Origin of the sequence: Caballeronia sp. AZ7_KS35 (assembly GCF_023631045.1) — a bacterium.
GTDB lineage: Bacteria > Pseudomonadota > Gammaproteobacteria > Burkholderiales > Burkholderiaceae > Caballeronia > Caballeronia zhejiangensis.
This window is the reverse complement of sequence record NZ_JALQDV010000001.1, coordinates 564,780-584,078: the sequence shown is the minus strand read 5'-3', so window position 1 is coordinate 584,078 and position 19,299 is coordinate 564,780. Positions and strand designations below refer to the sequence as shown.

General features: G+C 63.6%; 20 protein-coding genes and 1 other RNA gene. 12 read left to right on the top strand and 9 right to left on the bottom strand.

Features of this window, described 5'->3' with window-relative positions; all coding sequences use genetic code 11:
* The first annotated feature begins 15 nt into the window (after positions 1–15).
* The 9 genes from NCT05_RS02825 to ruvB all read left to right on the top strand — a co-directional run bounded on the left by NCT05_RS02825 (position 16) and on the right by ruvB (position 9,563).
* Positions 16–1,320, top strand: a complete 1,305-nt coding sequence (locus tag NCT05_RS02825; protein ID WP_033536536.1) for a THUMP domain-containing class I SAM-dependent RNA methyltransferase — start codon at positions 16–18, stop codon at positions 1,318–1,320.
* Between the two features lie 128 nt (positions 1,321–1,448).
* Positions 1,449–2,846: an aminopeptidase P N-terminal domain-containing protein gene (locus tag NCT05_RS02820; RefSeq protein ID WP_250501708.1), complete on the top strand. Its 1,398-nt coding sequence runs from the start codon at positions 1,449–1,451 to the stop codon at positions 2,844–2,846.
* Positions 2,847–2,848: 2 nt separating this feature from the next.
* Positions 2,849–4,039, top strand: a complete 1,191-nt coding sequence (locus NCT05_RS02815; protein WP_008351543.1) for a UbiH/UbiF/VisC/COQ6 family ubiquinone biosynthesis hydroxylase — start codon at positions 2,849–2,851, stop codon at positions 4,037–4,039.
* 214 nt (positions 4,040–4,253) lie between these two features.
* Positions 4,254–5,348 (top strand): tRNA dihydrouridine synthase DusB, encoded by a 1,095-nt coding sequence (gene dusB, locus NCT05_RS02810; protein ID WP_034470615.1) that lies wholly within the window; start codon positions 4,254–4,256, stop codon positions 5,346–5,348.
* Positions 5,345–5,578: a Fis family transcriptional regulator gene (locus tag NCT05_RS02805; RefSeq protein ID WP_008351548.1), complete on the top strand. Its 234-nt coding sequence runs from the start codon at positions 5,345–5,347 to the stop codon at positions 5,576–5,578. Before dusB ends, NCT05_RS02805 begins: the two co-directional genes overlap by 4 nt.
* 64 nt (positions 5,579–5,642) lie before the next feature.
* Entirely contained in the window at positions 5,643–7,208 is a 1,566-nt protein-coding gene (gene purH, locus NCT05_RS02800) for a bifunctional phosphoribosylaminoimidazolecarboxamide formyltransferase/IMP cyclohydrolase (protein WP_250433661.1), read from the top strand.
* A gap of 91 nt (positions 7,209–7,299) precedes the next feature.
* A complete protein-coding gene (ruvC, locus tag NCT05_RS02795) occupies positions 7,300–7,842 on the top strand; it encodes a crossover junction endodeoxyribonuclease RuvC (RefSeq protein ID WP_008351552.1) in 543 nt (180 codons plus the stop codon).
* Between the two features lie 21 nt (positions 7,843–7,863).
* The gene (gene ruvA, locus NCT05_RS02790; RefSeq protein WP_250501707.1) at positions 7,864–8,445 is read left to right on the top strand and encodes a Holliday junction branch migration protein RuvA; all 582 of its coding nucleotides are present in this window, start codon (positions 7,864–7,866) and stop codon (positions 8,443–8,445) included.
* Positions 8,446–8,501: 56 nt separating this feature from the next.
* Entirely contained in the window at positions 8,502–9,563 is a 1,062-nt protein-coding gene (ruvB, locus tag NCT05_RS02785) for a Holliday junction branch migration DNA helicase RuvB (RefSeq protein ID WP_008351556.1), read from the top strand.
* Here ruvB and NCT05_RS02780 read toward each other — a convergent pair.
* Genes NCT05_RS02780 through tyrS form a run of 3 tightly spaced genes read right to left on the bottom strand, consistent with a single transcriptional unit; the run spans position 9,560 to position 11,893 of the window.
* Entirely contained in the window at positions 9,560–10,210 is a 651-nt protein-coding gene (locus tag NCT05_RS02780) for a histidine phosphatase family protein (protein WP_250501706.1), read from the bottom strand. The two genes, ruvB and NCT05_RS02780, sit on opposite strands and share 4 nt — an antisense overlap.
* Positions 10,207–10,650, bottom strand: coding sequence for a D-aminoacyl-tRNA deacylase (gene dtd, locus NCT05_RS02775; RefSeq protein WP_250501705.1), 444 nt, complete (start codon positions 10,648–10,650; stop codon positions 10,207–10,209). Before dtd ends, NCT05_RS02780 begins: the two co-directional genes overlap by 4 nt.
* Positions 10,651–10,654: 4 nt before the next feature.
* Positions 10,655–11,893: a tyrosine--tRNA ligase gene (gene tyrS / locus NCT05_RS02770; RefSeq protein ID WP_008351563.1), complete on the bottom strand. Its 1,239-nt coding sequence runs from the start codon at positions 11,891–11,893 to the stop codon at positions 10,655–10,657.
* A 313-nt stretch (positions 11,894–12,206) separates the two neighbouring features.
* Between tyrS and NCT05_RS02765 the strand changes: the two genes are divergently transcribed.
* Positions 12,207–13,337: an anhydro-N-acetylmuramic acid kinase gene (locus tag NCT05_RS02765; protein WP_033536581.1), complete on the top strand. Its 1,131-nt coding sequence runs from the start codon at positions 12,207–12,209 to the stop codon at positions 13,335–13,337.
* A gap of 52 nt (positions 13,338–13,389) precedes the next feature.
* On the opposite strand, the gene erpA is transcribed toward NCT05_RS02765, so the two are convergent.
* The 3 genes from erpA to rplM form a co-directional block, all read right to left on the bottom strand.
* On the bottom strand, positions 13,390–13,755 hold the full coding sequence (gene erpA / locus NCT05_RS02760) for an iron-sulfur cluster insertion protein ErpA (protein ID WP_008351567.1): 366 nt from the start codon (positions 13,753–13,755) through the stop codon (positions 13,390–13,392).
* A gap of 195 nt (positions 13,756–13,950) precedes the next feature.
* Positions 13,951–14,343 (bottom strand): 30S ribosomal protein S9, encoded by a 393-nt coding sequence (gene rpsI, locus NCT05_RS02755; RefSeq protein WP_008351569.1) that lies wholly within the window; start codon positions 14,341–14,343, stop codon positions 13,951–13,953.
* An 11-nt stretch (positions 14,344–14,354) separates the two neighbouring features.
* On the bottom strand, positions 14,355–14,783 hold the full coding sequence (gene rplM / locus NCT05_RS02750; protein WP_008351572.1) for a 50S ribosomal protein L13: 429 nt from the start codon (positions 14,781–14,783) through the stop codon (positions 14,355–14,357).
* A 582-nt stretch (positions 14,784–15,365) separates the two neighbouring features.
* On the opposite strand from rplM, the gene NCT05_RS02745 reads away from it, so the two are divergent.
* Positions 15,366–15,788 carry an OsmC family protein gene (locus tag NCT05_RS02745; protein ID WP_014190403.1) on the top strand — a complete coding sequence of 141 codons (423 nt, stop codon included), beginning with the start codon at positions 15,366–15,368 and terminating at the stop codon, positions 15,786–15,788.
* Between the two features lie 66 nt (positions 15,789–15,854).
* On the opposite strand, the gene rnpB is transcribed toward NCT05_RS02745, so the two are convergent.
* The 3 genes from rnpB to pyrC form a co-directional block, all read right to left on the bottom strand.
* Positions 15,855–16,267, bottom strand: an RNA gene (gene rnpB, locus NCT05_RS02740) — RNase P RNA component class A.
* A 13-nt stretch (positions 16,268–16,280) separates the two neighbouring features.
* Entirely contained in the window at positions 16,281–17,093 is an 813-nt protein-coding gene (locus NCT05_RS02735; RefSeq protein ID WP_250501704.1) for a DUF3025 domain-containing protein, read from the bottom strand.
* 10 nt (positions 17,094–17,103) lie between these two features.
* The gene (gene pyrC / locus NCT05_RS02730; RefSeq protein WP_250501703.1) at positions 17,104–18,168 is read right to left on the bottom strand and encodes a dihydroorotase; all 1,065 of its coding nucleotides are present in this window, start codon (positions 18,166–18,168) and stop codon (positions 17,104–17,106) included.
* A gap of 180 nt (positions 18,169–18,348) precedes the next feature.
* On the opposite strand from pyrC, the gene NCT05_RS02725 reads away from it, so the two are divergent.
* Complete coding sequence (locus NCT05_RS02725; RefSeq protein WP_075583487.1) at positions 18,349–19,251, top strand: class II glutamine amidotransferase; 903 nt, start codon at positions 18,349–18,351, stop codon at positions 19,249–19,251.
* Positions 19,252–19,299 lie beyond the last annotated feature (48 nt).

The window sequence follows — 19,299 nt, the reverse complement described above, 5'->3', positions numbered from 1 at the left end:
CCGAAAAAGCACCACATGGCCTCCCCCCTCTTCGACTGGTTCGTCCCCTGCCCGCGCGGTCTCGAAGCACCGCTTGCCGCCGAGTTGGCGGAGATCGGGGAAAGGCACGTGGCCGACGCGCCCCTTTCCGGCGGCGGATCGCTGATCGTCGGCACGCAAGTGCCCGGCGGCGTGCACTTTCGGGGCGGCTGGGTCGCGGGCATGGCGGCGAATCTGCATTCGCGCATCGCGAGCCGCGTGCTTCTCAAAGTCGCGCAAGGCCCCTATCGCAACGAGCAAGACATCTACGAACTCACGCATCGTCAGCGCTGGGAGCAATGGTTCACGCCCAGCCAGACGATGCGCGTCGATCTCACCGCAATCAAATCGCCGGTGAAAAGCCTCGAATTCACGACGCTGCGCGTGAAGGACGCCGTCTGCGATCGCCTGCGCGACGTGGCCGGCGCGCGCCCGAGCATCGACACCGCCCAGCCCGACGTCCGCGTGTTCGCGTTCCTCACGCTGAACGAGTGCACGCTCTATCTCGATACCTCCGGCGAGCCGCTCTTCAAACGCGGCTGGCGCCTGGACAAGGGCGCCGCGCCGCTGCGCGAGAATCTCGCCGCGGGCATTCTGCGCCTGACCGGATGGACGCCCGGCACGCCGCTCTTCGACCCGATGTGCGGCAGCGGCACCTTCCTCGCCGAAGCCGCACAAACGGCGCTCAACATCGCGCCGGGCAACGATCGGCGCTTCGGCTTCGAAAAGCTGAAGCCGTTCCATCCCGGCATGTGGCAGAAGCTCAAGACGGCCGCGCTCGAACAACGCCGCGCCGCGCGTGCGTCGCAAGCCGAGTTGAGCATCTTCGGCAGCGACATTTCCGGCGATATGCTCGAAAAAGCGCGCGCGAACCTGACCCGCGCGGGCATCACCGACCTTTCGCTCAAGCAAGTCGATGCCCGCAATATGGTCCCGCCGACCGACGCGCCCGGCATTCTGATCGCGAATCCGCCGTACGGCGAGCGTATCGAAGTGCGCGGACGCGGCCCGCGCGGCGAAATTCGCGATACGGCGCGCTCCCGCCGCGAAGACGAGGACGCCTTCGCCCGCGCGCAACCCGATCCGGCCGACACCGAGTTCTTCGTCTCCTTCGGCAACGCGCTCAAACAGCGCTTTCCGGGATGGCGCGCCTACGTGCTCACGTCCGACCGCAAGTTGCCGGGCTTGCTGCGGCTGCGCGAATCGACGAAAACGCCGCTTTTCAACGGCGCGCTGGAATGCCGCCTGTTTCGCTTCGATCTGATCGCGGGCAGCGTGCGCAATCGTCCCGCTGGCGAATGAGTATGCGGCGCGGTCACTCGCCGCGCCACTAGGCCGAATGGCATAGGCAAATTCACGCGTCGCCGTCGTTTTGGCCTATGTCGAATGGCCGAGTGCGCGCATCGTGAAGCCGGCGCTACAATCGGCGCATGAACTCATCGACCGAACTCGCCAGCCCCATCGCCGTCGACATTTTCCGTGCGCGTCGCGAGCGCGTGCTCGCCGCGTTGCGTGCACGCGGCGGCGGCGTCGCCATCGTGCCGACCGCGCCGGAAGTCATGCGCAACCGCGACACGGACTACCCTTTCCGTCACGACAGCTACTTCTACTATCTGACGGGCTTCAACGAACCCGAAGCGACGCTCGTGCTGAACGCGAGCGCGCAGGATGGCGAGCCCGTGTCGATCCTTTTTTGTCGCGAGAAGAACGCGGAGCGCGAAACCTGGGAAGGCTTCCGCTTCGGCCCCGACGCCGCGCGCGACGCTTTCGGCTTCGACGCCGCGTTTGCCATCGATTCGATCGACCAAGAGATGCCGCGCATGATCGCCGACAAGCCCGCGCTTCACTACGCGCTCGGCACATCGGCGGAACTGGATGCCCGGGTGCGCGCCTGGCTCGCCGCCGTGCGCGCGCAAAGCCGCACCGGCGTGCGCGTTCCCGCCCGCGCGGAGAACCTGCTGCCGGTTCTCGACGAGATGCGGCTCGTGAAAGACGCGCACGAAATCTCGATCATGCGCCGCGCGGCATCGATCTCCGCCGAAGCGCACCGTCGCGCGATGCGCGCGTGCCGCCCGGGCATGCGCGAGTACGAAATCGAAGCCGAATTGCTGTACACGTTCCGCCGCCACGGCGCGCAGTCGCCGGCGTATGGATCGATCGTCGCGGCGGGCGCGAACGCCTGCGTGCTGCACTATCCGGCTGGCAACGCGATCGCGCGCGACGGCGACCTGATTCTCATCGACGCCGCGTGCGAACTGGACGGCTACGCATCCGACATCACGCGCACGTTCCCCGCTAGCGGCCGTTTCACTCCGGCGCAGCGCGAACTGTACGAAATCGTGCTCGCCGCGCAAGCCGCGGCCATCGATGTCACACGCGCCGGCGTCAGCTTCGACGCGCCGCATCAGGTTGCGTTGAAAGTGCTGTCGCAAGGCCTGCTCGATACCGGCATCCTCGACAAGGCGAAGTTCGGCAGCGTCGACGACGTCCTCGCGCAACGTGCCTACGCGCGCTTCTATATGCATCGCACGGGACACTGGATCGGCATGGACGTGCACGACGCGGGCGAATACCGCGAAGCCGACGGCCCGCTCGACGAGCAAGGCGCACGACCATGGCGCGCGCTCGCGCCCGGCATGGCGCTCACGATCGAGCCGGGTCTCTACGTGCGCGCTGCCGAAGACGTGCCGGAACAATATTGGAATATCGGCATTCGCATCGAGGACGACGCCATCGTCACCGAAAACGGCTGCGAGTTGCTCACGCGCGAAGTGCCCGTCGCCGCCGACGAAATCGAAGCGCTGATGCGCGAATCAAACGCAAATTGACCATGAGCGACGTTCAAGGCATCGAACCGCATTTCGATTACGACATCGCCATCGTCGGCGCGGGGCCGGTCGGGCTCGCGCTCGCCGGCTGGCTTGCCCGGCGCAGCGCGACGTCACGGCTGTCCATCGCGCTGATCGACGCGCGCACGCCCGCAGCCGCCGCCAACGATCCGCGCGCGCTCGCGCTTTCGCACGGAAGCCGCGTGATGCTGCAGCCGCTCGGCTTTCCGGGCGATGCCACGCCGATCCGCCGCATCCATGTCTCGCAGCGCGGGCATTTCGGCCGCACGTTGATCGAGCACGACGAGCACGAGTTGCCCGAACTGGGTTACGTGGTGCGCTACGGTTCGCTCGTCGGCGCGCTCGCCGATGCGGTGCGCGCAACGAAGGTCGACTGGCTCACCGACACGTCCGCGCTCGCGCCGCTGCAGGACAACGACGGCGTCACCTTGCCGCTGCAATCGGCGCAAGGCGAGCGCTCCGTCCGCGTGAAAGTGCTCGTGAACGCGGAAGGCGGTCTTTATCAGAAAGGCGAGTCATCCGATGAGCGCCGCGCGCGCGATTACGGGCAAACGGCCATCGTGGGCACGGTAAGCGTGTCCGATCCGCGCGCGAATGTCGCGTGGGAGCGCTTCACGCCGGAAGGGCCGATCGCGCTTTTGCCGTGCGGCGGCCAGCGTCACGCGGATTATTCGCTCGTTTGGTGCTGCTCGCCCGACGAAGCCGCGCGCCGCATGCAGCTCGACGACGACACTTTCCTCGCCGAACTCGGCGCTGCGTTCGGCACGCGCATGGGCCGTTTCACGCGCATCGCGTCACGCGCGGCGTTTCCGCTCGGGCTGACCGCGCTCGACGTGCTCGTCGACCGGCGCACCGTCGCGATCGGCAATGCCGCGCAGACGCTGCATCCGGTTGCCGGACAGGGCCTGAATCTCGGCCTGCGCGACGCGCTCGCGCTCACCGACGCGCTGTCCGCCGACGGTCCCCGGCCGCTCGCGCTCGCCCGTTTCGCGCAGCGCCGTGCGCTGGACCGGCGCCTGACGATCGGCGCCACCGATACGCTCGCGCGCATCTTCACGGTCGATTTCCCGCCGTTTGCGGCGATGCGCGGCCTCGCGCTGACCGCTCTCGAATTCCTTCCGCCGGTAAAAACGGCCCTCGCCCGTCAGATGATGTTCGGTCAAAGGCGCTGATCGAGCACGAAAAAAGGGCAATCGTCCAGGCGAAGTCCGGGAACTTATCCTCTATGGCCGGCCGTTCTTTCATAGAAGATTTAATGACTTGCACGCGATTGCTCTTAATTTCAGCACGCTCTTCGCGTTAAAATAGCTGTTTCCCCTTCAGCAACGTTGCATCCGCCTGACGCGGCTTCTCGCCGGCACCGACAGCGCGGATCGTTTAGCCTTCATGCCCACAATCGGTTCACACGTCCTGCGCAATAACCTGTTCGTCGCACCGATGGCAGGCGTCACCGACCGCCCGTTCCGGCAGCTCTGCAAGCGCATGGGCGCGGGCTACGCGGTGTCGGAGATGGTCGCGTCGAACGCGCAGTTGTGGAAGAGCGAGAAGACCATGCGCCGCGCCAACCATGCGGGCGAGGTCGAGCCGATTTCCGTGCAGATCGCGGGCGCGGATCCGCAGATGCTCGCCGAGGCCGCGCGCCACAACGTCGCGAACGGCGCGCAGATCATCGACATCAATATGGGCTGCCCGGCGAAGAAGGTCTGCAACGTGGCCGCGGGTTCCGCGCTGCTGCAGAACGAGCCGCTGGTCGCGCGCATCGTGGAGGCCGTCGTCCAGGCGGTCGGCGTGGGGCCGGACGCGGTGCCGGTCACGCTCAAGATTCGCACGGGCTGGAATCGCGAGAACAAGAACGCGCTGACCATCGCGCGGATCGCGCAGGAAGCCGGCATTTCGATGCTCACCGTCCACGGCCGCACGCGCGCCGATCTCTACAAGGGCGACGCGGAGTACGAAACCATCGCGGCAGTGAAGGCGTCGGTGAAGATTCCGGTGGTCGCGAACGGCGACATCACCACGCCCGAGAAAGCGCGCGACGTGCTCGCCGCCACGCACGCCGACGCCATCATGATCGGCCGCGCGGCGCAGGGCCGTCCGTGGCTCTTTCGCGAGATCGAACACTTTCTGAATACCGGCGAGCGCCTGCCGCCGCCGCGCATCGACGAGATCCAGCAGGTGATGAACGAGCACCTCGAAGATCACTACGCCTTTTATGGGGAATTCACGGGCGTTCGGACTGCGCGCAAGCATATCGGCTGGTACACTCGCGGCCTTTCCGGCGCCAACACCTTCCGGCACCGGATGAATACGCTGGACACGACCAAAGAACAATTGCTCGCTGTCAACGAATTCTTTGACGCGCAAAAGGCGTTGTCGGACCGTCTCGTCTATGTGGACGAGGCCGGTGACGCCGAGGACGCGGACGGGGAAGAATCGTGCGGCGGGCTCAACAACACGACAGACCGACTGATTGCCGCATGAGCAGACATAACATCGAACAATGCGTCCGCCAGAGCCTCGACAACTATTTTCAGGACCTGGACGGCTCCAACCCGCACGACGTGTACGACATGGTGATTTCGTGCGTGGAAAAACCGATGCTCGAAGTGGTGCTCGAGCAGGCGGGCGGAAACCAATCGCTCGCGGCCGAGTATCTCGGCATCAACCGCAACACCTTACGCAAGAAGCTTCAGCAGCACGGATTGATTTGATTCATCGGACTGAGGCGCGCGCCTTGGTCCGGCCTGGTTTCCCTTTTCGGTTTCAGTGTTCATCATGATCAAGCAAGCGCTCCTCTCCGTTTCCGACAAATCCGGCATCGTCGATTTCGCCAAATCGCTGTCGGCGCTTGGCGTCAAGCTCCTCTCGACCGGCGGCACGGCGAAACTGCTCGCCGACGCGGGCCTGCCCGTGACCGAAGTCGCCGATTACACCGGCTTTCCGGAAATGCTCGACGGGCGCGTGAAGACGCTGCATCCGAAGGTTCACGGCGGCATTCTCGCGCGCCGCGACCTGCCCGAGCACATGGCCGCGCTGGAAAAGCACGACATTCCGACCATCGATCTGCTGGTGGTGAATTTGTATCCGTTCGTGCAGACGGTCTCGAAGGAAGAGTGCTCGCTGGAAGACGCGATCGAGAACATCGACATCGGCGGTCCGACGATGCTGCGCTCGGCGGCGAAGAATCATCGCGACGTGACGGTCGTCGTCGATCCGGCCGATTACGCCGCCGTCCTCGACGAGATGCGCGCGAACGGCAACAACGTCGGCTACAAGACGAATTTCCGTCTCGCGACGAAAGTCTTCGCGCATACAGCGCAGTACGACGGCGCGATCACGAACTATCTGACGAGCCTGACCGAAGAGCTGCAGCATTCGAGCCGCAATACGTATCCGGCGACGTTCAATCTCGCGTTCGAGAAAGTGCAGGATTTGCGTTACGGTGAGAATCCCCATCAGAACGCGGCCTTTTATCGCGATCTGAGCGTGCCGGCCGGCGCGCTCGCGAACTACGAGCAGTTGCAGGGCAAGGAACTGTCGTACAACAACATCGCAGATTCGGACGCCGCGTGGGAGTGCGTGAAGACGTTCGACGCGCCGGCGTGCGTCATCATCAAGCACGCGAATCCGTGCGGCGTGGCGCTCGGCGCGAATGCGGCCGAAGCGTATTCGAAGGCGTTCCAGACGGACCCGACTTCGGCGTTCGGCGGCATCATCGCGTTCAATCGTGAAGTGGACGAAGCGGCGGCGCAGGCTGTCGCGAAGCAGTTCGTCGAAGTGCTGATCGCGCCGTCGTTCAGCGAGGCGGCGCGCGCCGTGTTCGCGGCGAAGCAGAACGTGCGTCTCTTGCAGATCGCGCTCGGCGACGGCCACAACGCGTTCGATCTGAAGCGCGTCGGCGGCGGTCTGCTCGTGCAATCGCTCGATGCGAAGAACGTGCAGCCGCACGAATTGCGCGTCGTGACGAAGCGTCATCCGACGCCGAAGGAAATGGACGATCTGATGTTCGCGTGGCGCGTCGCGAAGTTCGTGAAGTCGAACGCGATCGTGTTCTGCGCGAACGGCATGACGATGGGCGTCGGTGCAGGCCAGATGAGCCGCGTGGATTCGGCGCGCATCGCGGGCATCAAGGCGCAGAACGCCGGTCTGACGCTGAACGGTTCGGCGGTGGCATCGGATGCGTTCTTCCCGTTCCGCGACGGCCTCGATGTCGTCGTGAACGCGGGCGCTACCTGCGTGATCCAGCCAGGCGGATCGATGCGCGATGACGAAGTGATCGCCGCCGCCGACGAGCACAACATCACGATGATTTTCACGGGCACGCGTCATTTCCGCCATTGATCGCGGCCGCTTCATTTAAGATTGGCCTGTTTGCGCTTCGAACGGCGCAAACAGGCCTTTTTAGTTTCAACGAGCCGCGAAACGCGAACGAATGAGAATCCTTGGCATCGACCCCGGCCTGCGCGTGACGGGCTTCGGCATCATCGAGAAGACGGGGCACACGCTCAACTACGTGACGAGCGGCGTCATCAAGACGGCCGAGGCGGATCTGCCTTCGCGTCTCAACACCATTTTCAGCGGCATCTCGACGCTCATCGCGCAGCACAATCCGGATCAGGCGGCGATCGAGAAAGTCTTCGTCAACGTGAATCCGCAGTCGACGCTGCTCCTCGGGCAGGCGCGCGGCGCGGCCATCTGCGGGCTCGTCGCGAGCGGCGTGCCGGTTGCCGAATACACGGCGCTGCAACTGAAGCAGGCGGTCGTCGGCTACGGACGCGCGACCAAGGAACAGATGCAGCAGATGGTCGTGCGTCTGCTGTCGCTTTCCGGCGTGCCCGGCACCGACGCCGCCGATGCGCTCGGCATGGCGATCTGTCACGCGCACGGCGGCACCGGCCTCGCGGCCCTGGGCGGCATCGCGCCGGGGCTGGCCAAGAAGGGCTTGCGCGTGCGGCGCGGTCGTCTCATCGGCTAATTTCCTCTACGAATACCAAACATGATCGGTCGCATCGCCGGCGTTCTGCTGGAACAAAATCCGCCGCATTTGCTCGTCGATTGCAACGGCGTCGGCTACGAAATCGACGTGCCGATGAGCACGTTCTACAACCTGCCGAATGCCGGCGAGAAGGTCGTGCTGCTCACGCAGTTGATCGTGCGCGAGGACGCGCATCTGCTGTACGGTTTTCTCACCGCGCAGGAGCGTTCGACGTTCCGCGAGTTGCTGAAGATCAGCGGGATCGGCGCGCGCATGGCGCTCGCGGTGCTTTCGGGCATGAGCGTGCACGAACTCTCGCAAACCGTGACGACGCAGGACGCCGCGCGCCTCACGCGCGTGCCGGGCATCGGCAAGAAGACGGCGGAGCGCCTGCTGCTCGAACTGAAAGGCAAGCTCGGCGCGGATCTCGGCGCGATCGCGGGCACGGTTTCGCAGTCCGATCACGCGTCCGACATTCTCAACGCACTGCTCGCGCTCGGCTATTCGGAGAAGGAAGCGCTCGCCGCGGTCAAGAACGTGCCGGCCGGAACGGGCGTGTCCGAGGGCATCAAGCTGGCGTTGAAGGCGCTTTCGAAGGGCTGATTGCCTAGGCCATTCGGCCAGCTTCGTCGCGCAAAAGCTCGCTGTACAATCGAAAAATGATCGAAACCGACAAACTCGCCGCCGAACGCGTCATCTCGGCCTCGCCCGTCTCGCCGAACGAGGAAGCGTTCGAGCGCGCACTGCGTCCGCACAAGCTCGATGAATACATCGGGCAGGAAAAGGCGCGCGGCCAGCTCGAAATCTTCATCGAGGCGGCGAAGCGCCGTTCCGAAGCGCTCGATCACGTGCTGCTGTTCGGGCCGCCGGGTCTCGGCAAGACGACGCTCGCGCACATCATCGCGCGGGAAATGGGCGTGAATCTGCGGCAGACGTCGGGACCGGTGCTCGAGCGCGCGGGCGATCTCGCCGCGCTGCTCACGAATCTCGAAGCGAACGACGTGCTGTTCATCGACGAAATTCATCGGCTTTCGCCGGTCGTCGAGGAAATCCTGTATCCGGCGCTCGAGGATTATCAGATCGACATCATGATCGGCGAAGGGCCGGCCGCGCGCAGCGTGAAACTGGATCTGCAGCCGTTCACGCTAGTCGGCGCGACCACGCGCGCGGGCATGCTGACGAACCCGCTGCGCGACCGCTTCGGCATCGTGTCGCGGCTGGAGTTCTATAACGCGAGCGAACTGGCGCGCATCGTGTCGCGATCCGCGTCGTTGTTGAAGGCGGAGATCGTGCCGGAAGGCGCGCTGGAAATCGCAAAGCGCTCGCGCGGCACGCCGCGTATCGCGAACCGGCTGCTGCGCCGCGTGCGCGATTACGCCGAAGTAAAGGCGAACGGCATGATCACCGCCGACGTCGCCGACAAAGCGCTGAAAATGCTCGACGTCGATCCCGTCGGCTTCGATCTGATGGACCGCAAGCTGCTCGAAGCCATCCTGCACAAGTTCGATGGCGGGCCGGTCGGCGTGGATAACCTCGCTGCGGCTATCGGCGAGGAGCGCGACACGATCGAGGACGTGCTGGAGCCGTATCTGATTCAGCAGGGCTTTTTGCAGCGCACGCCACGCGGACGGGTCGCGACGATGCTCACGTATCGGCACTTCGGTCTTGCTGCGCCGGATGCGGGGCCGATTCGGGATCTTTGGGATACGAACAACGGCTAGGCCCGCTTGCGCAGATTGTCGTCGTCCGTGTCCGTCGACAGATGCGCGATATCGCCCCACGACGCGACCTTCGCGCCGCCATCGGCATAGTCCACCACGTTCACGCTGCAATTGAGCAGCGGCCAGTTGCGCGGCTCCTGCAACGGCAGGTTCATCGCGAACCTGTACACACAATCGAGCACGCCGCCATGCGCGACGACCGCGATGCGCCCGCCCGCGTGCGCCGCGACGATCGGTTCCATCGCATGCAGGATGCGGTGATAAAACACGCGCTGCGATTCACCGTCGCCGGGGGGCGAGAAGCCGGGGTCGCGCGTCTGCCATTCGATATATTCGGCGGGAAACTTGTCGTTGATCTCGTCGCTATCGTGGCCTTGGAACGCGCCATAGAAACGCTCGCGCAAGTTCTCCGATAACCGCACGTCGAGCCCGAGCGCATCCGCGAAAGGACGCGCCGTCTGCTGCGCGCGTTGCAGATCGCTCGAATAGACCGCATCGATGCGCCCGTCGTGCGCCAGACGCCGGCCGAGCTGTTCCGCCTGCAGAAAGCCATGTTCGCACAACGGGATGTCGATATGCCCTTGAATGCGCTTGATGCGGTTCCAGTCGGTTTCGCCGTGTCGAATAAAGAGAACCTGAGTCGTCATGGTCGTACCTGAAGCCAGAAAGTGACTGGCCCGTCGTTCACGAGCGACACCTGCATTTCCGCGCCGAACTCGCCCGTTTCGACGACGAGATGCTTCGCGCGCGCTTGCGTCACGAAATAATCGAAGAGCCGCTTGCCTTCGTCGGGCGGCGCGGCGGGCGTGAAGCTCGGGCGCAAGCCGCTGTTCGTGTCGGCGGCAAGCGTGAACTGCGAGACGAGCAGCAAGCCGCCGGCAACGCCTTGCACCGAGAGATTCATCTTGCCCGCTGCATCGCTGAACACGCGGTAGCCGAGCATCTTCGCGAGCAGCTTGTCGGCGGCGGCTTCGTTGTCGCCGCGCTCGGCGCAGACCAGCGCGAGCAGGCCCGCGTCGATCGCGCCGGTCACGCGCTCGCCCACGCGCACATCGGCGCGCTTCACACGCTGAATGAGCGCGATCATCGGCTTACGCCGTCAGCGTGACGCGCGCGAAGCGGCGCTTGCCCACCTGCACGACGAACTCGCCCGCTTCGACCTTCAGCCCCTTGTCGGAGACCGTCGCGCCGTCGATCTTCACGCCGCCCTGCTCGATGTTGCGCAGCGCTTCGCTCGTCGACGGCACGAGTCCCGCCTGCTTGAGCAGCTGGCCGATCGCGACCGGCGCGCCTGCGAGCGTGACAGTCGGAATGTCGTCGGGCACGCCGCCCTTTGCGCGATGATTGAAGTCTTCGAGCGCCCGCTCGGCATCCGCCGGCGAGTGAAAGCGCGCGACGATTTCCTGCGCCAGCATCACCTTGAAGTCGCGCGGATTGCGGCCGCCTTCGGCTTCGCGCTTGTAGCCTTCGATTTCGCTCATCGGGCGGAACGACAGCAGTTCGAAGTAACGCCACATGAGCACGTCCGAAATGCTCATCAGCTTGCCGAACATCTCGGTCGGCTTCTCGCTGATGCCGACGTAGTTGTTCTTCGACTTCGACATCTTTTCGACGCCGTCGAGACCTTCGAGCAGCGGCATCGTCAGAATGCACTGCTGTTCTTGGCCGTACTGCTTCTGCAACTCGCGGCCGACGAGCAGATTGAACTTCTGGTCCGTGCCGCCGAGTTCGAGATCCGCGTTGAGCGCGACGGAATCGTAGCCCTGCATCAGCGGATAGAGGAATTCGTGGATCGAAATGGGCACGCCGCCCTGGAAGCGCTTCGTGAAGTCCTCGCGCTCAAGAATGCGCGCGACCGTGTAGCGCGATGCGAGCTTGATCATGCCGTCGGCGCCGAGCGGCATCGACCATTCGCTGTTGTAGCGGATTTCGGTCTTTTCGCGATCCAGCACGAGCGCCGCCTGCTCGAAGTACGTCTTCGCGTTCATCTCGATCTGCTCGCGCGTGAGCGGCGGGCGCGTCGCGTTGCGGCCAGACGGATCGCCGATCAGCGACGTGAAATCGCCGATCAGAAAAATGACCTGGTGGCCGAGATCCTGCAACTGGCGCATCTTGTTCAGCACGACCGTATGGCCGATGTGAATGTCGGGCGCGGTCGGATCGAGGCCGAGCTTGATACGCAGCGGCTTGCCCGTCGCGGCGCTTCGCGCGAGCTTCTGCGCGAACTCGTCTTCGATCAGCAGTTCGTCGCAGCCGCGCTTGGCGATGGCGAGCGCGCTTTTGACATCTTCGGTGATCGGGAAGCTGGGCGCGTTGGAATCAGTGGTCATGCTTGCGGCTTGTGAAGTCAAAAGGGTTCGATGACCGGCGATGCGGTGGCGTGGCCTGCGCAGATGCCGCGTCGAGAAGTGGGGCGCGGAAAATGACGAAATCGCGCGCAATTGCTTGTTCAGGCTCACGATTTTACGCGATGACGCGGGCATTCGCGCCCTTTCGTGTCTGATCGCGCGGTTTTGCGCGGCATTCGGCGCTCAGGAGTGTGGAATCGCGTCTTAACGATTCGCCCCGTAACGCGGATAATCGCCGCTGATTGGCAACATCGGCATCGACGAGGAGATCAGCGTGGGAAAGAAAACCGAAGCAATCGAAACCGGCAAGGCGGACGGCGTGTACTTCGGTTTGATGTCCGGAACCAGCATGGACGGCGTCGATGGTGTCGCGGTCCAGTTCGCGACGGGCAAGCCGCCCGTCGTGCTCGGCGAGGCGCATGTCTCCTTTTCCAAAGGCTTGCGCGATGCGCTGTTCGAATTGCAGTCGCCCGGCGACAACGAACTCGAACGCGAAGCGCTCGCCGCGAATGCGCTCGCGACACGCTATGCCGTCTGCTGCCACGAACTGCAGAGCATGAGCGGATGCTCGGCGACGAAGGTGCGCGCGATCGGCGTGCACGGACAGACGGTGCGGCATCGGCCTGACAAAGGCTACACACGGCAGATCAACAATCCGGCGTTGCTCGCTGAGATGACCAGCATCGACGTGGTCGCCGATTTCCGCAGCCGCGATGTCGCCGCGGGCGGCCAGGGCGCGCCGCTCGTGCCGGCGTTCCACACGACCGTGTTCGGCGAAAAGAACGAGACGCGCGTCGTGTGCAACCTCGGCGGCATCAGCAACATCACGATTCTCGCGGCGAACGGAGACGTGCGCGGCTTCGATTGCGGCCCGGCCAACGCGCTGATCGACGAATGGGCTTTGCGCCACACACAGCGCGCCTATGACGACGGCGGGCAGTTCGCAGCCAAAGGCCGAATCGATCAATCGCTTCTCGACGCGCTGCTCGACGAACCGTTTTTCGACCTCGCGCCGCCGAAGAGCACAGGGCGCGATCTGTTCAATCCGGCGTGGATGGACGCGAAGCTCGCAGCCTTCGCGAACCTCGCTCCCGCCGATGTCCAGGCGACGCTCACGGCCCTCACCGCGACGACCGTCGCGCGCGAGATCGCGCGACACGCGCCGGACACGCGCGCCGTGTACGTGTGCGGCGGCGGCGCACGCAATCCTGTGTTGATGAAGATGCTCCAGCAGGCGCTTGAAGACAGCAAAATCGCAGGCGTTCCCGTGATGACGACCGAGGCGCTCGGCGTGCCGCCGCAACAAGTGGAAGCGCTTGCTTTCGCGTGGCTCGCGATGCGCTGTGTCGCGCGCGAGCCGGGCAATCTGCCCGCGGTGACGGGCGCGGCGGGCGAGCGCGTGCTCGGCGCGATTTATCCGCGTTAACAAAAAACGGAGCCGCTGAGGCTCCGTTTTCTTCAGCGTCAGAAATGCACGCTTAGACCGAGAACGACGAACCGCAACCGCAAGTCGTCGTGGCGTTCGGATTCTTGATGACGAACTGGGCGCCGTTGATGTCGTCCTTATAGTCGATCTCCGCGCCGACGAGATACTGATAGCTCATCGAATCGACGAGTAACTGCACGCCAGCCTTGTCCATGACGGTGTCGTCTTCGTTCACTTCTTCGTCGAACGTGAAACCGTACTGGAAACCCGAGCAGCCGCCGCCTTGCACGAACACGCGCAGCTTCAGATCCGGATTGCCTTCTTCATCGATCAATGACTTGACCTTTTCCGCGGCCGCGTCGGTGAAGACGAACGGCATCGGCATTTCGGTCGTGGGGGTGTCGCTGACAGCGCTCATTCGAATTCTCCAATTAAGCTTCTAGCCGCTATTGTAGGGCTGATCTCAATATCGTGCCGAATGTCCATGGAATCAATGGGCTATATGAAAATTCGACATGGTCCAGCCCAAACGCGCCAAAACGAAAAAAGCCGCCTGCACAGGGCGTGCGGGCGGCTTTTGCAGCTTCGCCGGAACCCGTCCGGCAAGAAGCGCTTAACGCTTCGAGAACTGCTTGCGGCGGCGTGCCTTGTGGAAACCGACCTTCTTACGTTCCACTTCACGCGCGTCACGCGTGACGAAGCCTGCGTTCGACAGTTGCGACTTGAGCGTAGCGTCGTAGTCCATCAGCGCGCGGGTGATGCCGTGGCGAACCGCACCGGCTTGACCCGTCTCGCCGCCGCCGTTCACGTTGACCTTGATGTCGAACGTGGTGGCGTGGTTCGTGAGTTCGAGCGGCTGGCGCACGATCATCAGCGACGTTTCACGCGAGAAGTAGTCGGCGATGGGCTTGCCATTGACGATGATTTCGCCCTTGCCCGACTTGATGAAGACACGAGCGACGGCGCTCTTGCGGCGGCCCGTACCGTAGTTCCAGTTACCGATCATGTGGGCTCCCCTTAGATCTCGAGCGCTTTAGGCTGTTGAGCCGTATGCGGATGCGTTGCTTCGGCGTAGACCTTCAGCTTCTTGATCATCGCGTAGCCGAGCGGACCCTTCGGAAGCATGCCCTTGACAGCCTTCTCGAGCGCGCGGCCCGGGAAACGCTCTTGCATCTTGCCGAACGTCGTTTCGTAGATGCCGCCCGGGTAGCCCGAGTGACGATAGTACTTCTTGTCCGTGGTCTTGTTGCCGGTGACCTTCAACTTGCCGGCATTGACGACGATGATGAAATCACCGGTGTCGACGTGCGGAGTGAATTCAGGCTTGTGCTTGCCGCGAAGACGGCGTGCCACTTCGCTGGCGACACGGCCGAGAACCTTATCCGTCGCGTCAATCACGTACCATTCGCGCGTCACCTCTTCGGCTTTTGCGGAAAACGTCTTCATGATCGATCCAAAAAATTGATCTGCCCTTGAACTGTGTCTTGTTCGGCCCTGCTTATATGAGTGCCTCAGGTCGAAACCGGGCGCGTGCAGGCTCTCACAAGCCTCTCTCCGCGGGCGTGTGGCGAAGAGAACTTTGAATTATAAAGGGAATTTGGTCGCCGCGTCAAAAGAATGCTTCGACAGGCGCGAGGACGAAAAAAAGCCCGAGCAGCTTGGCTCGGGCTTAATCCACCAAAGGAGGAGGTGGAGGAGACAGAAACGAGTATAGGCACGGTCATGCTGCAAAGCAAGAAGATTTGCATGGTGGAAGACGATTTCATAATCTGGAATCTGAGCACAATGGACACTCCCCCCGAAAGCCCTTTAGTTTCAGATGTTTACGGCCCGCGACTGCCTGGACGCCGTCGCGATGAGCCTTTAGAGCCCGTCCTCGACTGGCGCGCTCACGGCCGGCATCAGAATCGCCGCGCCGATTTACGCTTCGTCAACCGGTAGATGCTCGTAAGCAGCGACCGGTGGAAAAATTCCGAACCGCTACAATGTAGCCTCTGTAACGACGCGCTGAGCAGCTGGAGCCTGAGCATGGAATGCAAAGTTAGCTGGATGGGACAAGACGGCATGGCCTTCGCCGCCGAGACGGGAAGCGGCCATCTCGTAAACATGGACGGCGCACCGGAAGGCGGCGGCCGCAATCTCGCACCGCGCCCGATGGAAATGGTGCTGCTCGGCACCGGCGGATGCACCGCCTACGACGTCGTGATGATCCTGAAAAAGAGCCGTCAGGAAATCCAGGGCTGCTCGGTCACGCTGAAGGCCGACCGCGCGAGCGAAGACCCGAAAGTCTTCACGAAGATCCACTTTCACTTCACCGTGACGGGCAAGAACCTGAACCCGGCGACCGTCGAGCGCGCGATCAACCTGTCGCACGACAAATATTGCTCGGCGTCGATCATGCTGGCGAAATCGGCGGAGCTGACGCATTCGTTCGAGATCGTCGAAGCGTAAGTTTCATCGGAAGCAAAAACGAAAAGAGCCGACGTCGCGAGACGCCGGCTCTTCTCTTTTGAATGACGACAAAGCGGGCCGATAAGCCGGATTCTGTGCACGCGCCGCCCGAAAGCGACGCGCGTGGCAATCATTCCTCTAGACGCGTCATTACTGACGCGCTCAAGCTTCCTACCCGCAGACGAACGGGGGCCCCGTCCTGCATCGCGAAGATGCGCGCCTGCCTATTTGGAATTGCTCCGGGTGGAGGTTACCGTGCCGGAACGTCTCGCGACGTCCGCGGTGCGCTCTTACCGCACCGTTTCACCCTTACCTGATCTCCGGACTTGCGCCCGGAGCCATCGGCGGTTTGCTTTCTGTTGCCCTGTTCCGCGTGTCGCCACGGATGGCCGTTAGCCATCACCCTGCCCTGTGGAGTCCGGACTTTCCTCGCCCTCTTCGGCTTTCACCTTGGAGGCCGCGATTGCCTGGCCCGCTTTGCAACTCGTCATTTTAGCATCCGCGCGATCGGCGGCCCGGTCGAAAGACGGAAACGTCGTCGTAGAAATCGGGCGATGCATTCGCGTCCCACCAGCCCGGCACGCCCAGCACCGGCAGCGGCGCGAACGCGCGGCTGTCGATCGGCGCGGCGTTCAGCCGTTCGGACACGCATCCGTCGATGAACGCGCGGCGCGCGGCATCGTCGAGCGAAAAATAGTCGGCGGGAACATCGACGATCCACGCGTGTCCCGTACACGCCTTGTACGGCGCGACGAGCTTTTCCAGCAACGCGTGCCCGAAAATGCGCGCCTCGCAGCGCGTGCCCCACGCCGCGCGCTCGCCGACGAAGAGCGTGCGCCAGCCGAAACCGCGCAGCGCGCGTCCAAGCGATGCATCGGCGCAGGCGAAGAAGACCGCGTTTTCATCGAAGAGCGTGAGCGCGTCGCGCACGCCGCCGCGCGTCGGTCCGATGCCGAGCGTATCGATCTGCTCGGCCTGCCGCGCGTTGAGCGCCGCCTTGATGCGCGGATACGCGAACCACATCGAGGCGTTGAAGAAATCGTGGAGATTGTGGCGCGTCGGCACGCAGCCGGTCTGCGCGATGTGACCTTCGTACGACGCACCCGAAGGCAGCGCTTCCTGCGCGATGAATGCAAGCGGCTTGCCGCGGCCCGTGACCTGCGCGGCGGCCGTGGCGTCGTCGTTCAATGTCGCGAGATAGTTGTCGTAACCCGCGAGCGCCGCCGTCTGCCAGCGCCTGCCGCGCGCTTCGATGGACGCGAGCCAAGCCCGCGCCCAGTCGATATCGGCGAAACCCGCGCTCACGTCGGCGTGCTTACTGCGCGTCCACGAAACGCCAGCCGATCGATTCGCCGCCACGCAGCGGCACGACGGTCGAATCGCCGGCGGTGAATTCGGCGGGCAACGTCCACGAACCGCGCTCGATCGTCACCGATTCCTTGCTGCGCGGCAGACCGTAGAAGTCCGCGCCGTGGAAGCTCGCGAAGCCTTCGAGCTTGTCGAGCGCGCCGGCTTTGTCGAAAGTTTCCGCATAGAGTTCGAGCGCGTGCAGCGCCGTGTAGCAACCCGCGCAACCGCACGCGTGCTCCTTCAAGCCCTTCGGATGCGGCGCGCTGTCCGTGCCGAGGAAAAAGCGCGGATTGCCCGACGTCGCCGCTTCGACGAGCGCCACGCGATGCGTCTCGCGCTTCAGCACCGGCAGGCAGTAGTAATGCGGACGCATGCCGCCGACCAGCATGATGTTGCGGTTGTACAGCAGGTGATGCGCGGTGATCGTCGCGCCGATCTCGCCGTCCGCGTCGCGCACGTAATCGGCGGCGTCCTTCGTCGTGATGTGCTCGAACACGACTTTCAGCGCGGGAAAATCGCGGCGCAGCGGCGTCATCACGCGGTCGATGAACACTTTCTCGCGATCGAAGACGTCGATGTCGCTATCGGTCACTTCGCCGTGAGTCAGCAAGGGCATGCCGACGTCCTGCATCGCTTCGAGCGTTTTCGCGCATTTGCCGAGCAGATCGGTCACGCCTGCGTCGGAATTGGTCGTCGCGCCCGCCGGATACAGCTTCACGCCATGCACGAAGCCGCTTTCCTTCGCGCGGCGGATTTCGTCGGGCGGCGTGTTGTCGGTGAGATAGAGCGTCATCAACGACTCGAAGCGCGCGCCCTTCGGAAGCGCCGCCAGAATGCGCTCGCGATAGGCCGCGGCCATTTCCGTCGTCGTCACGGGCGGCTTCAGATTCGGCATGATGATTGCGCGGCCGAACTGGCGCGCCGTGTGCGGCAGGACGGCCGCGAGCGTCGCGCCGTCGCGCACGTGCAGATGCCAGTCGTCGGGACGCGCGATCGTGAGCGAATTGGGCGAGGATGAAGTAGCGGACATGGCGAGATGACGGGGAACGTTGGAATGGCGCAAGTCCACGCAAGGACCGGAAAAAATCGCCGTGGAATTTCCACAACGCGCGCATCGACGAGCGTTTGCGCGTTTTTTTCGATTCGGTCTCGGTGATATGCTTGTCGGACGTATTGTAACAACAGGCCAAAAGCCGACCGCCTCAGCATCATGTGCCAACTTCTCGGAATGAACTGCGCCGAACCGACCGACGTGACGTTCTCGTTCACCGGCTTCGCGGCGCGCGGCGGCGTCACCGATCATCATGCCGACGGCTGGGGCATCGCGTTTTTCGAGGACAAGGCCTGCCGGCTTTTCATCGATCATCAGTCGTCCGCCAGTTCGCCGCTCGCGGACATGGTGAAGCGCTATCCGATCAAGTCGAAGAACACGATCGCGCATATCCGCAAGGCGACGCAGGGGCATATCCTGCTCGAGAACTGCCATCCGTTCATGCGCGAACTGTGGGGCCGGCACTGGATCTTCGCGCACAACGGCGACCTCAAAGGCCACGCACCCGAACTCACCGGCGTATATCAGCCGGTCGGCACGACGGACAGCGAGCTTGCCTTCTGCGCGCTCCTGCAAGGCTTGCGGCGCGCGTTTCCGTGCTCGCAGCCGCCGCTCGACGAACTGTTCGACGCGCTCGCCGAACTTACCCGCGACATCACGCAATACGGCGTCTTCAACTTTCTGATGTCGAACGGGCAGGCGCTCTTCTCGCACTGCTCGACGCATTTGTACTACCTTGTGCGTAGCTGGCCGTTCTCGACCGCGCATCTGATCGATGCCGACATGTCGATCGATTTCGCCAAGTACACGACGCCGGAAGACCGCGTCGCCGTGATCGCGACGTCGCCGCTCACCGACAACGAAATCTGGACGCGCTTCGCCCCCGGCGATCTCGCGATGTTCCAGTGCGGCGATCTCGCCCGCGCGACGAATATTCCGGTGCCGGAGGAAGTGGCGAGGAAAGCGGCCGAGCCGCTCGCGAAGGCGTGCATCGGATCCGCGCTGAAGATCGACGAGATACGGACGACAGCGGCGATGGAATCGGAACTCGGGATCGAATAAAAAACGGCGCTTCTTTTCGGAAGCGCCGTTTTGCTTTGCCGAGCCGAG

Excerpts from the sequence above, each read along its gene's own strand:
- dtd (WP_250501705.1), bottom strand. The coding sequence starts at position 10,650 with ATGATCGCGCTCATTCAGCGTGTGAAGCGCGCCGATGTGCGCGTGGGC.
- purH (WP_250433661.1), top strand. The coding sequence starts at position 5,643 with ATGATCAAGCAAGCGCTCCTCTCCGTTTCCGACAAATCCGGCATCGTC.
- erpA (WP_008351567.1), bottom strand. The coding sequence starts at position 13,755 with ATGAGCGCTGTCAGCGACACCCCCACGACCGAAATGCCGATGCCGTTC.
- ruvA (WP_250501707.1), top strand. The coding sequence starts at position 7,864 with ATGATCGGTCGCATCGCCGGCGTTCTGCTGGAACAAAATCCGCCGCAT.
- rpsI (WP_008351569.1), bottom strand. The coding sequence starts at position 14,343 with ATGATCGGTAACTGGAACTACGGTACGGGCCGCCGCAAGAGCGCCGTC.
- ruvC (WP_008351552.1), top strand. The coding sequence starts at position 7,300 with ATGAGAATCCTTGGCATCGACCCCGGCCTGCGCGTGACGGGCTTCGGC.
- NCT05_RS02725 (WP_075583487.1), top strand. The coding sequence starts at position 18,349 with ATGTGCCAACTTCTCGGAATGAACTGCGCCGAACCGACCGACGTGACG.
- pyrC (WP_250501703.1), bottom strand. The coding sequence starts at position 18,168 with ATGTCCGCTACTTCATCCTCGCCCAATTCGCTCACGATCGCGCGTCCC.
- dusB (WP_034470615.1), top strand. The coding sequence starts at position 4,254 with ATGCCCACAATCGGTTCACACGTCCTGCGCAATAACCTGTTCGTCGCA.
- NCT05_RS02745 (WP_014190403.1), top strand. The coding sequence starts at position 15,366 with ATGGAATGCAAAGTTAGCTGGATGGGACAAGACGGCATGGCCTTCGCC.
- NCT05_RS02820 (WP_250501708.1), top strand. The coding sequence starts at position 1,449 with ATGAACTCATCGACCGAACTCGCCAGCCCCATCGCCGTCGACATTTTC.
- tyrS (WP_008351563.1), bottom strand. The coding sequence starts at position 11,893 with ATGACCACTGATTCCAACGCGCCCAGCTTCCCGATCACCGAAGATGTC.
- NCT05_RS02805 (WP_008351548.1), top strand. The coding sequence starts at position 5,345 with ATGAGCAGACATAACATCGAACAATGCGTCCGCCAGAGCCTCGACAAC.
- NCT05_RS02825 (WP_033536536.1), top strand. The coding sequence starts at position 16 with ATGGCCTCCCCCCTCTTCGACTGGTTCGTCCCCTGCCCGCGCGGTCTC.
- NCT05_RS02815 (WP_008351543.1), top strand. The coding sequence starts at position 2,849 with ATGAGCGACGTTCAAGGCATCGAACCGCATTTCGATTACGACATCGCC.
- ruvB (WP_008351556.1), top strand. The coding sequence starts at position 8,502 with ATGATCGAAACCGACAAACTCGCCGCCGAACGCGTCATCTCGGCCTCG.
- NCT05_RS02780 (WP_250501706.1), bottom strand. The coding sequence starts at position 10,210 with ATGACGACTCAGGTTCTCTTTATTCGACACGGCGAAACCGACTGGAAC.
- rplM (WP_008351572.1), bottom strand. The coding sequence starts at position 14,783 with ATGAAGACGTTTTCCGCAAAAGCCGAAGAGGTGACGCGCGAATGGTAC.